Source organism: Providencia sp. R33, from assembly GCF_019343475.1.
Lineage (GTDB): Bacteria > Pseudomonadota > Gammaproteobacteria > Enterobacterales > Enterobacteriaceae > Providencia.
The window spans coordinates 4,384,932-4,401,889 of record NZ_CP072453.1; the positions used below are offsets into that span (position 1 = coordinate 4,384,932).

The 16,958-nt window shown below is 43.1% G+C and carries 14 protein-coding genes; 5 read left to right on the forward strand and 9 right to left on the reverse strand.

Annotation, left to right across the window (positions count from 1 at the left end):
- The first annotated feature begins 16 nt into the window (after positions 1 to 16).
- The 3 genes from deoA (at position 17) to deoD (ending at position 3,749) form a co-directional block, all read left to right on the forward strand.
- Complete coding sequence (gene deoA, locus J6836_RS20375; RefSeq protein WP_219245644.1) at positions 17 to 1,339, forward strand: thymidine phosphorylase; 1,323 nt, start codon at positions 17 to 19, stop codon at positions 1,337 to 1,339.
- A 53-nt stretch (positions 1,340 to 1,392) separates the two neighbouring features.
- Positions 1,393 to 2,616, forward strand: a complete 1,224-nt coding sequence (gene deoB, locus J6836_RS20380; RefSeq protein ID WP_219245645.1) for a phosphopentomutase — start codon at positions 1,393 to 1,395, stop codon at positions 2,614 to 2,616.
- Positions 2,617 to 3,032: 416 nt separating this feature from the next.
- Positions 3,033 to 3,749 (forward strand): purine-nucleoside phosphorylase, encoded by a 717-nt coding sequence (gene deoD / locus J6836_RS20385; RefSeq protein WP_206084491.1) that lies wholly within the window; start codon positions 3,033 to 3,035, stop codon positions 3,747 to 3,749.
- Positions 3,750 to 3,819: 70 nt separating this feature from the next.
- Here the strand turns inward: deoD and J6836_RS20390 are convergent, their stop codons facing one another.
- The 3 genes from J6836_RS20390 to J6836_RS20400 form a co-directional block, all read right to left on the reverse strand.
- Complete coding sequence (locus J6836_RS20390) at positions 3,820 to 4,140, reverse strand: CcdB family protein (RefSeq protein WP_219245646.1); 321 nt, start codon at positions 4,138 to 4,140, stop codon at positions 3,820 to 3,822.
- Entirely contained in the window at positions 4,140 to 4,322 is a 183-nt protein-coding gene (locus J6836_RS23245) for a type II toxin-antitoxin system CcdA family antitoxin (protein WP_219245647.1), read from the reverse strand. Before J6836_RS23245 ends, J6836_RS20390 begins: the two co-directional genes overlap by 1 nt.
- Positions 4,323 to 4,414: 92 nt before the next feature.
- A complete protein-coding gene (locus J6836_RS20400; RefSeq protein WP_219245648.1) occupies positions 4,415 to 4,909 on the reverse strand; it encodes a GNAT family N-acetyltransferase in 495 nt (164 codons plus the stop codon).
- A 215-nt stretch (positions 4,910 to 5,124) separates the two neighbouring features.
- Between J6836_RS20400 and J6836_RS20405 the strand changes: the two genes are divergently transcribed.
- Complete coding sequence (locus tag J6836_RS20405) at positions 5,125 to 6,135, forward strand: hypothetical protein (protein WP_219245649.1); 1,011 nt, start codon at positions 5,125 to 5,127, stop codon at positions 6,133 to 6,135.
- Positions 6,136 to 6,214: 79 nt separating this feature from the next.
- Here J6836_RS20405 and J6836_RS20410 read toward each other — a convergent pair whose 3' ends face one another.
- The 5 genes from J6836_RS20410 to J6836_RS20430 form a co-directional block, all read right to left on the reverse strand.
- A complete protein-coding gene (locus tag J6836_RS20410; RefSeq protein WP_219245650.1) occupies positions 6,215 to 9,004 on the reverse strand; it encodes a M16 family metallopeptidase in 2,790 nt (929 codons plus the stop codon).
- Positions 8,994 to 10,700, reverse strand: a complete 1,707-nt coding sequence (locus J6836_RS20415; RefSeq protein ID WP_219245651.1) for an ABC transporter ATP-binding protein/permease — start codon at positions 10,698 to 10,700, stop codon at positions 8,994 to 8,996. Before J6836_RS20415 ends, J6836_RS20410 begins: the two co-directional genes overlap by 11 nt.
- Before the next feature lie 56 nt (positions 10,701 to 10,756).
- Complete coding sequence (locus J6836_RS20420; RefSeq protein ID WP_219245652.1) at positions 10,757 to 13,525, reverse strand: secretin and TonB N-terminal domain-containing protein; 2,769 nt, start codon at positions 13,523 to 13,525, stop codon at positions 10,757 to 10,759.
- A gap of 117 nt (positions 13,526 to 13,642) precedes the next feature.
- Complete coding sequence (locus tag J6836_RS20425) at positions 13,643 to 14,632, reverse strand: FecR family protein (RefSeq protein WP_219245653.1); 990 nt, start codon at positions 14,630 to 14,632, stop codon at positions 13,643 to 13,645.
- 2 nt (positions 14,633 to 14,634) lie between these two features.
- A complete protein-coding gene (locus tag J6836_RS20430; RefSeq protein WP_219245654.1) occupies positions 14,635 to 15,168 on the reverse strand; it encodes an RNA polymerase sigma factor in 534 nt (177 codons plus the stop codon).
- A 200-nt stretch (positions 15,169 to 15,368) separates the two neighbouring features.
- Between J6836_RS20430 and J6836_RS20435 the strand changes: the two genes are divergently transcribed.
- Positions 15,369 to 16,151: an energy transducer TonB gene (locus J6836_RS20435; protein ID WP_219245655.1), complete on the forward strand. Its 783-nt coding sequence runs from the start codon at positions 15,369 to 15,371 to the stop codon at positions 16,149 to 16,151.
- A gap of 3 nt (positions 16,152 to 16,154) precedes the next feature.
- Here J6836_RS20435 and J6836_RS20440 read toward each other — a convergent pair whose 3' ends face one another.
- Positions 16,155 to 16,901, reverse strand: a complete 747-nt coding sequence (locus J6836_RS20440; protein WP_219245656.1) for an AhpA/YtjB family protein — start codon at positions 16,899 to 16,901, stop codon at positions 16,155 to 16,157.
- Between the last annotated feature and the right edge of the window lie 57 nt (positions 16,902 to 16,958).

The following is a 16,958-nucleotide window of genomic DNA, read 5'->3' on the forward strand; positions in this document are numbered from 1 at the left end:
TTTAAAGGAGTATATCGTGTTTCTGGCACAAGAAATTATTCGTAAAAAACGCGATGGTAAACCATTAAGCGAAGAGGAAATTCGCTTCTTTATCAATGGTGTCCGTGATAATTCTGTTTCGGAAGGTCAAATTGCTGCACTGGCAATGACCATCTATTTTAACGATATGACGATGCCTGAGCGTGTAGCACTGACGCTGGCAATGCGTGATTCAGGAACAGTTCTGAATTGGAAATCGCTCAATCTTAACGGCCCATTAGTGGATAAACACTCTACGGGCGGTGTCGGTGATGTGACTTCGCTGATGCTTGGCCCAATGGTGGCTGCGTGTGGCGGTTATGTTCCAATGATTTCAGGCCGTGGTTTGGGTCATACAGGTGGTACGCTGGATAAGCTAGAAGCGATTCCTAATTTCGACATTTTCCCCGATGATGTTCGTTTCCGTGACATTATTAAAGATGTGGGTGTGGCGATTATTGGGCAAACCAATTCATTAGCACCAGCCGATAAACGTTTTTATGCAACCCGTGATATTACTGCAACAGTTGACTCGATTCCGCTGATCACAGCATCCATCTTAGGTAAAAAACTGGCGGAAGGCCTTGATGCCTTGGTCATGGATGTGAAAGTCGGCTCTGGCGCATTTATGCCAACCTATGAGAAATCAGAGGAGCTGGCAGAGTCAATCGTCAAAGTAGCAAACGGCGCAGGTTGTAAAACGACGGCATTGTTAACCGACATGAACGAAGTGCTGGCATCCAGTGCGGGTAATGCGGTTGAAGTACGTGAAGCCGTGCAATTCTTAACTGGCGAATACCGTAACCCACGTCTGTATGAAGTGACGATGGCACTTTGTGTGGAAATGTTGGTTTCAGGCTCACTCGCGGCTACCCGTGAAGAAGCGCGTCAAAAACTGCAAGCGGTACTGGATAACGGCAAAGCCGCCGAAGTGTTTGGTCGTATGGTTGCAGCACAAAAAGGCCCAGCAGACTTTGTTGAAAATTATGACAAATATCTGCCAACCGCCGTGTTGAGCAAAGCGGTTTATGCACCGAAAGACGGTATTATCACGCAAATGGATACGCGTGCATTGGGTATGTCCGTTGTGACATTAGGTGGCGGTCGTCGCAAAGCCACAGACCCAATTGACTACAGTGTTGGTTTGAGTGATATCGCAGCGTTAGGTGCGAAAGTGGATACACAAACACCATTGGCAATTATCCATGCGAACAGTGAAAAAGCATGGGAAGAAGCGGCAAAAGAAGTGCGCGCAGCCATGGTTATTGGTGAAAATTCCCCTGAGCAAACGCCAATGGTTTATCGCCAAATCAGCGAGTAATACAAATAGATTTTAGTGGTATATCGTTCTAATAAATACCGCAGGAGAAAAATATGAAACGCACATTTATTATGGTTTTGGATTCCTTTGGGATCGGCGCTGCACACGATGCACATAAATTTGGTGATGAAGGCTCAAATACGTTGGGTCACATTGCAGATGCTTGCGCACGCGGCGAAGCGGATATTGGTCGTAAAGGACCTCTGCATTTACCTAATTTAACAAAATTAGGTTTAGGTAAAGCAGGAGAAGAATCAAGCGGTTCATTCCCTGCGGGTCTTGATCCTAATGCAGAAATTATCGGTGCATATGGTTATGCGAGTGAGATTTCTTCTGGTAAAGATACCCCATCAGGTCACTGGGAAATCGCGGGTGTACCTGTGTTATTCGATTGGGGCTATTTCTCTAACGAAGAAAACAGCTTCCCACAAGAATTGCTGGATACCTTAGTTAAAAAAGCGAATCTGCCAGGTTACTTAGGTAACTGCCACTCATCGGGTACGGTTATCTTAGACCAACTGGGTGAAGAGCATATGAAAACTGGGAAACCGATTTTCTACACCTCTGCTGACTCTGTATTCCAAATCGCATGTCACGAAGAAACCTACGGCTTAGACAAACTGTATGAGCTGTGCGAAATCGCCCGTGAAGAGTTAACCAAAGGTGGTTATAACATCGGTCGTGTTATTGCGCGTCCATTTGTGGGTGACAAAGCAGGTAACTTCTCGCGTACCGGTAATCGTCACGATTTAGCAGTTGAGCCACCAGCACCAACTGTTCTAAAAAAATTAGTCGAAGAGAAACAAGGTGAAGTTGTTTCTGTCGGTAAAATTGCGGATATTTATGCACATGTCGGCATCACCAAAAAAATTAAAGCAACGGGTTTAGATGCTTTATTCGATGCAACAATCGAAGAAATGAAGCTGGCAGGTGACAACACGATCGTCTTCACTAACTTTGTTGACTTTGACTCTTCATATGGTCACCGCCGCGATGTTGCAGGTTATGCCGCAGCGCTCGAGTTATTTGACCGTCGTTTACCTGAATTAATGAAACTGGTTAAAGAAGATGACATTCTGATTTTAACCGCAGACCACGGCTGTGACCCAACTTGGCCGGGTACAGACCATACACGTGAACACATTCCTGTTCTCGTATATGGACCAAAAGTTAAACCAGGCTCATTAGGCCACCGCGAAACATTCGCAGATATTGGTCAGACAGTCGCTAAGTATTTTGATTTGTCGCCGATGGATTATGGTAAACCAATGCTTTAATCCCAATACCCGTCATACTTTGAGCTGTAGCGGTGTTGGCCGCACAAAATCACCCTAATCACATACTTATGTATGCTCATAGGGATGATTTTGCTAGCCGCCTAGCTACAACCCAAATTATTTAGGGTATTAGAACAAGCTTTGCTGTCATACTTTGAGCTGTAGCGGTGTTGGCCGCATAAAATCACCCTAATCACATACTTATGTATGCTCATAGGGATGATTTTGCTAGCCGCCTAGCTACAACCCAAATTATTTAGGGTATTAGAACAAGCTTTGCTGTCATACTTTGAGCTGTAGCGGTGTTGGCTAAAACTTAAACGGCTTAGGGTTATGGGATTCTAATTCTAATAATAAGGTGGGGGATACCACCTTATTTATTTTAAAAATATTTAATCGTTTAAAGGGAAATAATCATGGCAACTCCACATATTAATGCAGAAATGGGTGATTTCGCTGATGTCGTTCTGATGCCAGGCGACCCATTACGTGCAAAATACATCGCAGAAACTTTCCTGCAAGATGTCCGCCAAGTGAACAATGTTCGTGGCATGTTAGGTTTTACAGGGACTTATAAAGGCCGTAAAATTTCTGTCATGGGTCACGGTATGGGTATCCCTTCTTGCTCAATCTACGCAAAAGAATTGATCACCGATTTCGGTGTGAAAGTGATTATTCGTGTAGGCTCATGTGGCGCAGTGATGGATGATGTGAAACTGCGTGATGTTGTTATCGGTATGGGCGCTTGTACAGACTCTAAAGTTAACCGCCTGCGTTTCAAAGACCAAGATTTCGCAGCAATCGCAGACTATGACTTAGTTCATAACGCAGTTGAAGCGGCAAAAGCAAGAAAAGTTAACGTCCGTGTGGGTAACTTGTTCTCTGCTGACCTGTTCTACACACCAGATCCAGACATGTTCAAAGTGATGGAAAAATACGGCATCTTAGGCGTTGAAATGGAAGCCGCGGGTATCTATGGTGTGGCTGCGGAATACGGTGCGCGTGCACTGGCTATCTGTACTGTATCTGACCATATCAAAACTGGCGAACAAACGACTTCTGATGAGCGCCAAACCACATTTAATGAAATGATTGAAATCGCACTGGATTCAGTTCTGTTAGGCGACAAATAATCGTTTGATTCGATAAAAAGCGTTCTCTAAATGCCACGTATTGCGTGGCATTTTTTTGCTTAAATAGCGACTAGATACCTGAAAGGATCATATCAACAGCAGAAATAATTTTGGTATGAATGCTTGGTATAATACAAACAAGGTCGTTTGGTTTGAGTTTATTTTTAGAAACGGTTGTAATTGATTTTGTGATAATTACATGATGAATACCGTGAATTGTGATTATTGGTGATAAGACTTTTATTTGTGCATTTTTTTGTGATTGCGGAGCAATAGGCATAATTACTCGTGAATGATAGTCATCAAGTAAGTTATTTTGGATATCAATAATATAAGGGTATTGTTCTTTAGACTTAATGGACTTGTTACGGTATACGGCATATTGCGGCATCAAATTACTCCATACTCACCATCATCGGTAAATAGACCCGCTTGCTCTTCGAATTCATTGAATGCATCAATGGCGATTTTATGTATTTCTTTCCATTCCGATTTAGGCGCTGATTTAACTAAAGCAACTGGACTCTTATGAGGAAGTGTTTGATTTAATGGCTTAGATAAATGATTTTGCATTTTATTTATTATCTCAAATTATAGATGCACAGAATATTTATTAGTTTAAGATAGCTCCAAGCCACTCGCAATGAATAGGGCGAATTTTAGGACTAACTTCTTATTCGGCTCATCATCACGGCATCAACGTATTGCCCATCACGAAAGGCGTAGTCTCGCATCCGGCCTTCTTGCACAAAGCCAAACTTTTCATATAGCCCAACGCCGCTACCATTTGCGGCAAACACTTCGAGCTCAATGCGGCGCACATTCAACCAGTTATCGCAGTAATCCACCATCACTTGCATCAGTTTTGAGCCAATGCCTTTCCCTTGATGGGCTTCACTGACTGTGATACCAAAGGTGGCCACATGGCGACGGCGAACTTGGCTAGGCTGACTAATAACCAACAATCCAACAACGATATTATCAATGGTGGCGACAAACTGCGTTACAAGCGGATCATTCGCCCCAAGGCGCGCTTCCCATGTTTTTTCTGTCGGGTATGGCAGCTGTAATGTATTGGCGTAAGCCGAATAGTCTGCGTGGATTTGTGTGATGGCAGGGATATCTGCCATTGTCGCTCTGCGTATGATTACGTCGCTCATGATTTTCTCTTGTTATCATTTTTTAGATGATTATTAATCACATTAAAGCTATGTTCTGTCAACTCAATAAGGTTATATAAATCAAGTAGTCACATTACATTTTACTGACAGGCTTTAAAAAGCGATAAGGGAATCGCTATCTGATATCGAAAGTATGTTTGCTTATATATGATTTGGGGTGAATTTAATTAAAGGTCACCAGAGGAATGCTGATTATGTTTGAATTAAAAAGCGATAAAAACACGCAAAGTTCTATTGATAAGGCTAATTATCCTAAAGGTAACGTTCTATCTAAAAATAAAGCTGGTTTTAATAAAAAAATCAAAAAAATAGCTCTGGTAGGAAAAAATAATTTTTTAAATTTATTCAAATGTAAAAGTAAAATGGAAACGGAGAATAAATTAGTTGATAAAATTAAATATGATGAATTCCCCAAAAGTACGATTCTGGCGGTTGTAGAAAGAAATGAATCAGAGTTAACGATATTGGTTAGACCAAAACTACCTCACTTAATTGATGCTATTTTAAACCCAGATGAGCTAGAAGAAAGATTTTATCGCTCATTAGAAAAAAATAAGATAACAAAAGAAGATTTGGCGATTATTCAATTAGAAATGGAAAATGTTAAAAGTCAGGTGTCTTCAGATGAAGTTTCTACAAGGATTTATGATTTATTGGAAGTTATGTCTGATGAAAGACAAGTTACAATGAAAATTGATACAATAACGGACAAGTTAAATCAGCCTCTTGAGATAGACTCTGAAGTTCAAAGTAATACTTCAATTAAAAACGTCATTAGTCCGTTACCAATTAGCTTAAATCAGGATAAATCGAAAAATTTATTTGTTGAGCTTAGCTTGCTAGTGTCTGAGTTAAGTCAAAAAAAAGATGTTTCGGATAAACTATTAAATGATTTTAGGGATAGGATTATTGAATTAAAAAACAATGAAGAACCAGCTGTATTTAAATTTAAGCTCGATAGTATATTGGAACAAGCACATTCAACGCTATCAAAACAAATGCTTGATAAAATTAAAATAAAATTGGATGGCCATATTCAGGTGGCGTTTAAAGAGGATAAGACGATACCAATATTTGAGGGTATAAACGTTAAACCTTTGAACCCAATGATGGTAACGTTGAATATGATCCGATATAAATTATTTAACGCCTTAAATAGATTGAAAAATAAATTCATTAAATTTAAAGCGAGTTTTATTAAATAATAATTATTTAATTTTTATTAGGTTATTTTAAAATAATAGCCAACATTCATATATGGGTTGTTGGCTATTATTTTTTATATTAAGGCGTCATCATAAACACTTTGCTGTTTTGCCCTAAATATTGACGAGCCAAACGGTTTATATCTTCAACTGTGAGCTGTCGCACAATGACTTGCTCTTGGTTTAAGCGTTGATATTGGCCATCATCTGAAGCGATTTGTGCCAGTGCTTCTGTCCAATAGCTCGCACTGTCAGTCACTTGCGAATTCTCCGTTAACCAAATATTTTTAGCCTCCGTTAACTCTTTTTCACTCACACCCGATTGGCGAATTTGCGCAATGGTTTTTTGCGCGATTGCTGTCATTTCCTGTGCACGCTCAGGGGAGGTGGTGAAGTTCAAGCGAGCAAGATAATAAGGCTGTGGTTTTTTCGCTAACATCTGAGAGAAACCGAGGGCATAAATTCCGCTGGCTTTTTCGCGTAACTCGCTGCGTAAGCGTTGGCTAACAAGGGTATCAATCAATTGCAGTGCCAGTTGATCTTGTTGCGACCAAACCGCAGGCGCCGCAAATTGAATGCTTACCATGCTTTTATCACTGCTACTGATTGGGTAGGTTTTGTTGAAACTCGCCATTTTTGGCATGATGCCTTGGTCGCGAGATACCAATTTTTGGTCTCTATATGCCAGTGAAGCAACCCATTTTTCCAACAGTGGCTTAAGGTCTTTGCTATTCATTGCCCCCGTAATGACCAACGTCATATCCGCCGTTGAGGTTAGCAACTGGCGGTTAGCTTGTTGTAATTGCTGCGCGGTGAATTGGTTCCAGCCACCTTTTGGATTAATAACTAAAAATTCACCGTGGGTGTAGCTTTCCTGATTAATATTATCGAGGAACGTTCGCTCTACTGGGGTTTTCGATAAATTTAACGCGAAAGACTGTTTTTGTTGCTCGAGTTTTTCTCCACTAAATTGCGGTGCCGTGAGCTTTAAATTCAGCAGCTGCAATGCCGTTTCGAGGTTATCGACAGGAGTTTTACCACGAAAACCGTGTGTCAGTAACTCACTGTAAGGGCGAAGCGATATTTGGTTCTGTTTTGCGAGCAGCGCTAAGTCACGAGCGCTATAATTGCCGTAGCCGCTGCTTTCAGGCAGTTTCAGCGCCCAGTCGGTTAAACCTGCGGTTTGTTGGGTTTCTAAGGAACGGCCGCCTGGTAATTGAAGGTTAAACTGAATATCATCCTTAAGATTTTTATCCGTTTTGACAATCACTTTGATACCATTACTCAACGTCCATTGCTCAGTTTTATCAACGGGCAATTTGGCTTGTTCAACAATAGTGCCTTTTGTCACTTCAGGCAGTTGCAAGGTAATCGCTTTTGAGCGTAAGGTAAATGGCCCCGGTGAGCTTTGACGAGCGTTGAGCCATTGGGTATTAAATGTGGATTTATCCACGGTTGGGGCATCGGTATCTGGGCCAATCAGTGCTAAGCGTGGGGAGGCCACTTGCAGGAATTTGGCCACATGTTGCTGTAACGCTTGTGGTTTTATTCCATTAATTAATTGATAACTACCATCCAATTGCTGGCGTTTATTCCACATTGGCATGTCATACTCAAGGGCGGTCGTTAGTTGCCCTGCCAGATAATCATTGCTGTAACGCTGCTCAGAGGCGGTTTGTAAGCTGAGCTTTTTCAACATCGCTTGTTTTGCGCTATCGAGCTCTTCTTGGGTCACAGGCTCAGTGGCTAACCGCTGTAATTCCGTAAACAGAATTTGCGTGGCACCAGCATAGTCATTGCCTTTCGGATGGATAATCATTAGTTGTTGTAAACGTTGGTTATCCAGCATTGCCCCTTGCTCATTGATGCTGATCGACGGCAGAACACCGTTATCCACCATCACCGTGAAGCGTTGGTTTAAAATGGCGAGCCATAAACTGTCTAATAAGTCTTCTTGCTGCCCTAAGCGGGTATTCAGTGGTGCGCTAACATCCTTTTGCAATGCGAATTGAACATAACGTGCACCTTGTTCTTTATCAAACACCCCTTGAACTAACATATTGGTGGAATTAGTAAATTGCTTCCATTGTGGGTTGTCTTCCGCCACTTTTTCAGGTTTAGGCAAGGCAAATAAACTATTGACCTGATTGCGAACTGAAGAACGATTAAAGTCACCAATTACTAACAAGGTCATGCGCTGTGGCTGGTACCATGTTTGATAGTAATTTTTTGCTTGCTCAATCGGGGCTTGGCGTACGACATCGAGGGAGCCAATTGGGTTACGTTCTGCATAACGGCTGCCGTGGTAACGTAGTTTTTCAAGGCTATCATTAATGCGATAGCCCATCCCTTGGCGTAAGCGCCACTCTTCGACAATCACAGGGCGTTCTTTTTCAAATGCGTCTTGGTCGAACGTCATATTCGAGGCCCAATCCGCCATCACTTGCAAGCCAGTTTCCACTTGTTTTGGGGTTGCATCGGGTAACGACAACTTATACAGAGTGGAATTTAAACTGGTGATGGCATTGACGTGGCTACCCAGTTTCAAGCCTTGTTGTTCCAGCTGTTTAAAGCCTGTTGTTCCGGGAAAATGTTTAGTGCCTTTAAACGCCATGTGCTCAGTAAAGTGAGCGAGGCCAAGTTGCTGTTCATTTTCTTGCAATGAGCCGCTGCTCACCAATAAACGCAGTTCAACACCCGGCTGACTACGTTGTAAGAGGTAAACTTGCAGGCCGTTATCTAACTGATAATGTTGTAGGTCGCTACGCACAGGCAGTAAAGCTTGAGCATTTTGGCTGCTGGCAACATGACCTGCACAGCCGCCCAACACTAAACTGATGCAAGTAACAAAAGTGATTTTACGAAGCATATTCTGGTGTTCCTGTCATTAAAGAGTCAGTACGGGCAGACTCTGAAAGGTGAATTTTTTGTTCTGCAAATTGCGCGACAAAGCTTTGGTGGCTGACGAGGACTATCGCGCTATCGTGCAATTCCGCTTTTAACAGTGCGAGCAATTCCAATGCGCTGTTTTCATCCAGCGCTGATGTGGTTTCATCAAGCAACAACAGTTTCGGGCGGTTTAGTAGCAGACGTGCAAACATGATGCGTTGCTGTTCACCACCAGATAGGCGGTTGTTCCAGTCTGTTTCTAAAGCGAGTTGATGATGCAGTTTTTCTAACCCCACCAAGGTCAGCGCATACTGAAAATCGTGTTGGCTAAATTGGCTGGTAGCTTGCGGGTAAGCTAATAAGTTATCTAAGCGGCTGACAGGTAAATACAAGCGTTGTGGGACCCACATGACGTGCTCTGTGCGTGAAATCGTGCCGCTAAAGAATGGCCAGTGCCCACTAAGTGTACGCAGTAAAGTCGATTTGCCAATCCCAGAGCGCCCTGAAATTAATGTCAGTTCCCCTTGTTTGGCCGTGAAATTAACATCTTCAACCAGTAGGCGGTTATCTGCCGTTGATACGCTAATTTTGGCAGTTAACGGCGCATGTTGTTCATCAACGGTGACTTGTGCTTTATTGTCGTTTTCCAATAACACCACGAAGTTATATAAACGGGAGACAGTAGCTTGCCATGCCGCAATTTCTTTATAGGCGAAAATAAACCAACCTAAAGAGGTGGCAACGCTAGTGAACGCTTGGCGTAATTGCATTAATCCACCTAACATAATTTCCCCAGCAAGGAATTTAGGCAAGGCTAATAGAACAGGCGCTAATGCAGTCACTTGTTGGTAACCCACGGTGTAAAAAGATAAATTCCGCTCACAGCGGATCAGGCGGTTCCAGTTAGTGATGATTTCACCAAAACGCCCCATTAACTCTTTTCTGTCTTGGTTTTCACCGCGCTGCCCTGCGATGGCGTCACCGTGTTGGCGGCAGTTAATGAGCGAGCTACGGTAATCTGCTTCACGGCGCTGTTTGTCCATGTGTAAACGGCGCAGTGGAAAACCAATCCACTGAGTGAGGGCGATACCAATTAGGGTGTAAATGATACAAGCCCAGAACATATAACCGGGAATAGTCCAATCACTATCAGCAAAGTTAAATGACAGGCTACCGGAGAGTGTCCATAAGATTGCCGCGAATGAAACGAGCGTTAACATTGAGTGCAGGAATGTCACGACCAAGTTGAGGGTCGATTCAATCAGTAAGCGAATGTCTTCGGCAATACGTTGGTCGGGGTTATCGGGCTCTTGGGCGGTCAGTCTTAACAGATAATGTTTGCTGTTTGGAGATAACCAGCGGCCAAGGACTTGCTCAGTCATGCCTTTGCGCCAACGGATAATCAACATTTGTTTGAGGTAATTCCCCATCACCACTACAAAGATTAACCCGCTGACTAAGATAACAAAGTACTGCAATAAGCCATATAGTGCTTGGCCATCAAGCTTTTGCAGCGCGTTATAAAAGTCGCCATTCCACATGTTCATTTTGACGTTGAACCATACAGATGACAGCGTTAGCCCCAGCGAGGCAAAAAGCAAAATCCAGCACAAAAGGGCAGCACGCTGCCCCCAAAAAGGTTTTACTAAATAGAAAAATTGTTTCAATGTCTTCATGACGTCTTATTCATTTGTTGTTTTAATGGCTCACATTGCCGACAGGCGTACGGGTATTACAGGTCGTAATTCACTTGTAACCAGAATTGACGGCCCGGATCGTAGGACTTCAGTACGCGGTCTTCGAACATAAAGCGGTCAGCAATATTTTTATTATTCAAGATATTGTTCACCTCAACCGAGAAACCAAAGCCATGGGCAAAGTCTGGTTTCCAGCCTAGGCGGGTATCCCATGTGTATTTGCTGGCAAAGTTTTGCTTGGTGTATTTGCGTAATTGGCCCACTTCAGGGTCGCTATAATAAGAGTTGTCATAACGAACGGCTTGGCTGCGAGCTCCCCACCATTGAAGGCGGTTATACCAAGTAACGTCGTATTCATCCCATACACTGGTGAGTTCGAGGTTTAACTTGATTGGAGAGTTAAAGCTGGTTGAAGGTAGTTTTGAGGCATCAATAACTTTACCGTCATACCAGACTTTATTCAGGTTCACTTTATTGGCGGGATCGAAAGAGTTGTAGCCTGCATCTTTTGGTGTATTACTTTCTGTTTGCTGCCATGTGAAAGACGCATTCATGACATGAGAAGCATCCGCCCATTCCCATGGTTGGCTATTTTTCACGGATAAAGTGACGGTATCGTGAGAGCTTCGTCCACCATTGTCATACATACGAATACTGCGTTTATCGGCATCGCGGGTGTCATACTTGGTACGAGTTCTGACTTCGTCATACCCTTCACGGTGTACGTATTGCAAGCGCCATGTAGTCGAAAGGATCTCTTGTTGCAGTGCTAAGGTGAGCTCATCGTTATAGGGGGTTTTTAGTGAATCAATACCCTCATAATCTTTTTTATTATCCCAATTGTTGTTATCAGGGTTAAGCGAACATGCGAAATCTTTGCCATAGCCCAAGCAATTTTGCATTCCGTCATTTTGTGCACCGTATAATGCATAAGTGAGCATTGAGCGTCCATAATAACGGTTAGCCCCTGCTATCAATTGAGTTGCACCATCACCGAAGACATCATAAGTTCCACTTAAACGTGGAGCGATATTGGTACGGTTGACAAAATCATCGCGATCCAAACGCACCCCTGGACGCAAATTTAATTTGCCATATTGAATGCTATCATCAAGGAAGATGGCGTAATTAGTATAATCCGCTGAATATGAGCCTTTTTTAAACCGAGTGACATTGCTTAAGTAACCATCGTATAAGTCATTATCAATGATGTCACCAGTGTAGGTGTAACGGAAATAGTCTTGATCACGAACGTAGGTTCCTTTGGTGTAATTTACCTCAGCACCGAGTGTGGGTTGGTGTGTTAATCCAAGTGCATCCTCTTGGGAATTAAACCGCATCACGGTTTTTAGTCCATGAGTTTTTTGCTTGGATTCTAAGTCGCCAAGACCTCCGCTATTGCGTTCAATCATATTCCAATTCTTGTCGAATGCCCTGATCGTTAGGGAGTATTTCTGGTCATTTTTTCGATCATCTTTTAAATCTTGGGTATTCGCGGTGACTTCCAACTGCCCTAAATCAAGCTGATGTTTAAATACCGCGGTAAAACCTAAGCCATTGTGCGTTGAATCATAGCCTGAGTTACTGATTGAAGACGAAAAAAGGCGGCTATCATAGTTGGCGTAATTAGCGGACAAATCTAATGAGCTCTTATCGGATAAATCTAATGAATATTTTAAAAAGTAGTTATCCGAAGTACGGCGCTGATTTTTCTTACCCGAATCAGTGGTGATTGGCTCAACTTGGTTATTCTCTAGCACAAAGGCTTCACCCCCCGTGACTGTCATCGGAATGGTCGAACTGCGGCGTGAGGCTGAGAAAACTAACCCTGAATTTTCGCTAACACCTAATTCAAACCAGCCACCAAAGTCATTTTTATCGTAGCGATTTTGGAAACGCGCGGGGTTTGATGTGTCATTTTTAGTGGTATCAATGCCTTGGGTTGAATCGTGGAATAAGTTGTTCCAACCCGAACGTGTTAAGCGGTAATAGGCATGCGCGCTGTTTTCTCCTTGCCAGCGGCGGCTATTCACTTCAACGGTTCCCCCCGTAAACCCACCAAATTCAACAGGAATGTTGTTATCGTATACCGTCATGCTGTCAATCAGGCGGCTATCGATGTAAATTCCTTGGTCGCTGCTACTTAAGCGAGTTGAGGTTTCCCCTAAACCGCTATCGGCAGGGTCAAAGTCATTATTAAAACTCACGCCATCAAGGCGATAGGCATTTTGGTAGCTGCTCGAACCGTGGATTGAGACGCGGGAAGGTTTAATTTCCCCTTGGTTCATGGAGTTGCTGTCGTTGTTGGCAAATTGCACCGCAGGGTTGGTTTTCATCAGGTCAGTAATGTTGCCATCGCCCGTATTTTTTTGGCTGATCTCTTCGGCGGTAACATACTGTGGTGCTGACATCACATCGGTTGCAGGGTGATTTTGTACCAAGCCTGAGACTTGGGTTTCAGGTAAAACCAATGTGCCTTGGTTTAAATTTTGCTGGCGAATAACGAAAACGCCATTTTCACTGACAAGCTCTAACCCGCTACCGATAAGTATTTTTTGTAATGCAGTTTGTGGGGAATAGTTGCCAGACAGGGCAGGCGCACGTAAGCCATTAAGCTGGCTTTTATCGTACAGCAGTTGAATTTGGCCTTGACGGCTAATTTCTGCAACGGAGGTTGCAAGTGATTGTTCGGGTAGTGAAAATGCCAGCTCTTGTGCAGCTGCGGATTGGCAAACTATTGCGCTACCAACTGCCACAGCAAGGGCAAGCGGCTTTAACCGGCCTTGAGTAAACTGAATAGACATGGATATCCCTTATTCTTAAGCTGCACAAAAAGTGTGCGGAAAATGGTCAGTAAAAAACTAACTACTTAAGAAGAGGGGGAAATGAGAATTATCCTCACCTGCAAATGAAAATATTTTTCATTTATTTTTTTTGTTGTTGATAATCAAAATGTTATTTTTATCTTGATAGACAACTTGAACAGGTAATAGGGAAGGAAGGGCTTGAAAAAACAGATCTGGCTGGCGGATATTGATACGTCCTGAGATTTTACTGTTTGCTAATGTGGCAGGTGAAAGCTCAACATTGACGGCAGAATAGTTTTTGAGTTCAGCGAGTACATCTACAAGGGGTTTATCCACAAAAACCAATTCACCAAAGCGCCAGCGCGCCACATCCTGCGCATTCACGTGGTGTCGGGTAATTTTGCTGCTTGGGCTGGCACTGGCCGCGCTATCGCCGGCGAGCAAAAAAACAGGGTGGGAGTTTTGTTCGCTTTGGAAGCTCACAATGCCTTGGCTGACATTCACCGAAACCTGCTGTGCGGTCTTATTCACCTCAAATTCGGTACCGACAACCTGAATACGTCGTTGGTCGGTTTGAATGATAAAAGGGCGGTAAGGGTTTGATTTTACCTTGAAATAGGCATTGCCTTCATCGAGGTACAGGTTACGCACAGGCGTTTCATAGGCAACACGGACACGGGTATGGCGGTTGAGAAACAATTGAGAACCATCGGGTAACGTGACTTCTTTTGGTGTATCAGTCGTCACCAACGTCATGTTATTCAGTAACATAGACGGTAAATGGCTATAAGGTAAAAATAAAATAGCGGCAATAAAAAATGCGGCTAATGTATTACCCAGCGGCCGCCAAAGGCGAAAAAAAGGGCGTTTTTCACTTTCCTCTTTTTTGGCACTGGCAGGGCGAGGCATTGCATCAAAATCACGCCACACTGACGCCATTGCGTCATAAGCTTTTGCATGTTCAGAGGACGCGGCAAGCCATTGTTTAAATTGCGCGGTTTCCTGTTCACTGATGCGTTGGCTGTGCATTCGGGTAAACCAAAGCGCCGCCTCTTCATCAATGCGGTCTGTATCCTCTGATTGGTGCAAAGGCTCGTGTGTCATGACTATTTATTGCCCTGATTATCAAGGTGTTTTTTACAATGTACTAATGCTGCCGCAATATGTTTTTCCACCATGCTGATTGAAATTTCCATTCGTTCAGCGATTTCACTTTGCGATAACCCATCAAAACGATATAACAAGAATGCTTCTCGCCGACGAGGGGGCAAAGTTTCAAGGGCTTCACTTAACCGTTGAATGCGTTGCTGATGTTCCAGTATTTCACTGGGATCGGCTTCGGGTTGCTCAAAACTGTGCTCGTGTACTACCTTATCAATGGAGGTTTCTGATTTGGTCTGGCGCTGGTTACGCCGCCAATGGTCAATCAGTACATGATTTGCAATTTTAAACAGGTAAGCGCGGCTCTCTTTTATCGGTGTTTGTTCCTTGCGGTTAAGCCATAGTGTAAACACATCCTGTGATAAATCATCAGCATCGTTGCTGTTGTCTAGCCGATTGCGGAAAAACCGTACAAGTTGGCTATAAGTTGACTGATACGCACCGCTAATTTTGCGGGCAAGGGATTTATCGATGGTCATTTTACTGGTGTCAATGTTATCAAAGTGCGCAAATAACAGGATGGGAACCTTAAATGCGCTGATGAATAATCCGCTCAGATTACTTTTTATTATAAATCAATATCTTATTTTAATTATTGTGTTTTTACTAATAATAATGAATATCATTTTTGTTTGTATTATGCCTATAATCTGCAAAAAATAAAGTCGTGAGGCAGAATATGAGCAGTATGACGGGCAAGTTAGAGCGCCCGATTTTCCGTCCACTGGGCGGTTTGGCGTTGAGTTGTCTTTTCCACGGAACACTAGCAATTATTTTTATTGGATGGTTTACGTCTTCCATCCCCAAAACGGGCGTATTACCGCCTGCAATTTCTTTGCAACTCGGGGTTTATCAGCTAGAACAGCAAGTGGAACCTGAAGTGAACCACGCGCCTAAACAGCAAGTGGCGACTCGCGAGGAAACCTTGCCAGAGGTGGTGGAAAAAGCGGAAAAACTGCCTGAAACCGCACTGGTGGATAACGGCACGTTAACTAAAGTGACGGAGAAAAAACGTCCGCCGAAGAAAAAAATTCCCCAAGAGAAAAAAGTGTTTGAAGATGCCCCTGTGACCACCCAAGAGTCAGCGGTGACATCAGCGCCTGCATCAGGCAGTGAGTCCAATAGCAGTGCAAACTTTTCTAGCAATGCCTCGATGGCGGTAAGTGGTCACCAAGGGTGGCAAAGTGAAGTTCATCAGCGTATTGCAAAAACAAAGCGTTACCCACGTTCAGCGCTGCGTTTTCGTTCAACTGGAGTTTCCCAAGTGAAAGTGGTTTTAGACAGTAAAGGGGAAGTCGTGACCGCGAGTTTGTTTAATTCATCTGGCACAAAAATCCTCGACAAAGAAGCCCTTGCGACCATTTCTCGCGCGGCACCTTTTCCAGTACCGCCCGAAACCTTGTTAATTGATGGACGTGTAGAGTTTATCGCGCCAATTGTGTTTGATACGACAGCGATTTAAGCATTATTTTTCTGATTGAGACGGCTTGCTCTTTGGCGCAGGCCGCTTTGGTCGATAAGGGCGAGGTTCTTTTTTACGCCGCAGGCGAACGGGTTTTGCTCGGAGTGCAGGTTGGCTATCTGATTCATTTTCTTCATTATTTTCTTCAGTATTAACTACTAACGGCGGCGGCTGTTTGTGACCTTTCTTTTTCTTCAATTTCAGCAAAGTATTAGCTAAAACAAAACCTATGCACAGAGCGAATAAAATAAAAATCCGTAATACATTTGTACTGTTATCCGCTTGCTGAATTTCAGCAGCCAATAATTCAGTATCAATGGTGAGGCGTAAGTAGCCTTTCGGTTCTTTCGCACCTTGAATAGGGACAACTAATTGATATTGAAAGTTTTGTAATGAAGAATTATTGTCAATGGCTAGGCGTTCTTTGACCGTTGTAGGTTCGCCAACTTGGGTGACCAGTGTGCCACTCGCGGTGTAGATACTGGCATCCAAAATATAACGGTCTTTTGCCACATTATTTAAATTGGCATTAATTCGTTCCAAATTAAAATCTTTGCTGCCGGGAACAATATAATCAGATAAGCTGAAAGCAACTTGTTCGGCTAGAACATAAGTCAATTGTTTAAATTGCTCGATTCGGCTTTGATTTTGGCTATAACCCAAATAAGAAATGCCGTGCATCAGTAAAGTTACCAGCGCAATGCAGATAACGATAATAACGGTTTTATGTAGCCTGAAGGTGCGTTTCATTGCTTTATTGGTGCTCTCGACTTATTTTGAGTATAAAGATATCGTTATACTCAAGTA

What these genes read in the sequence shown, in the direction of transcription:
- J6836_RS20405 (WP_219245649.1), top strand. Translation starts at nt 5,125, where the DNA reads ATGTTTGAATTAAAAAGCGATAAAAACACGCAAAGTTCTATTGATAAG.
- deoB (WP_219245645.1), top strand. Translation starts at nt 1,393, where the DNA reads ATGAAACGCACATTTATTATGGTTTTGGATTCCTTTGGGATCGGCGCT.
- J6836_RS20400 (WP_219245648.1), bottom strand. Translation starts at nt 4,909, where the DNA reads ATGAGCGACGTAATCATACGCAGAGCGACAATGGCAGATATCCCTGCC.
- J6836_RS20425 (WP_219245653.1), bottom strand. Translation starts at nt 14,632, where the DNA reads ATGACACACGAGCCTTTGCACCAATCAGAGGATACAGACCGCATTGAT.
- J6836_RS20415 (WP_219245651.1), bottom strand. Translation starts at nt 10,700, where the DNA reads ATGAAGACATTGAAACAATTTTTCTATTTAGTAAAACCTTTTTGGGGG.
- J6836_RS20435 (WP_219245655.1), top strand. Translation starts at nt 15,369, where the DNA reads ATGAGCAGTATGACGGGCAAGTTAGAGCGCCCGATTTTCCGTCCACTG.
- J6836_RS23245 (WP_219245647.1), bottom strand. Translation starts at nt 4,322, where the DNA reads ATGCAAAATCATTTATCTAAGCCATTAAATCAAACACTTCCTCATAAG.
- J6836_RS20390 (WP_219245646.1), bottom strand. Translation starts at nt 4,140, where the DNA reads ATGCCGCAATATGCCGTATACCGTAACAAGTCCATTAAGTCTAAAGAA.
- J6836_RS20430 (WP_219245654.1), bottom strand. Translation starts at nt 15,168, where the DNA reads ATGACCATCGATAAATCCCTTGCCCGCAAAATTAGCGGTGCGTATCAG.
- J6836_RS20440 (WP_219245656.1), bottom strand. Translation starts at nt 16,901, where the DNA reads ATGAAACGCACCTTCAGGCTACATAAAACCGTTATTATCGTTATCTGC.
- J6836_RS20410 (WP_219245650.1), bottom strand. Translation starts at nt 9,004, where the DNA reads ATGCTTCGTAAAATCACTTTTGTTACTTGCATCAGTTTAGTGTTGGGC.
- deoD (WP_206084491.1), top strand. Translation starts at nt 3,033, where the DNA reads ATGGCAACTCCACATATTAATGCAGAAATGGGTGATTTCGCTGATGTC.
- J6836_RS20420 (WP_219245652.1), bottom strand. Translation starts at nt 13,525, where the DNA reads ATGTCTATTCAGTTTACTCAAGGCCGGTTAAAGCCGCTTGCCCTTGCT.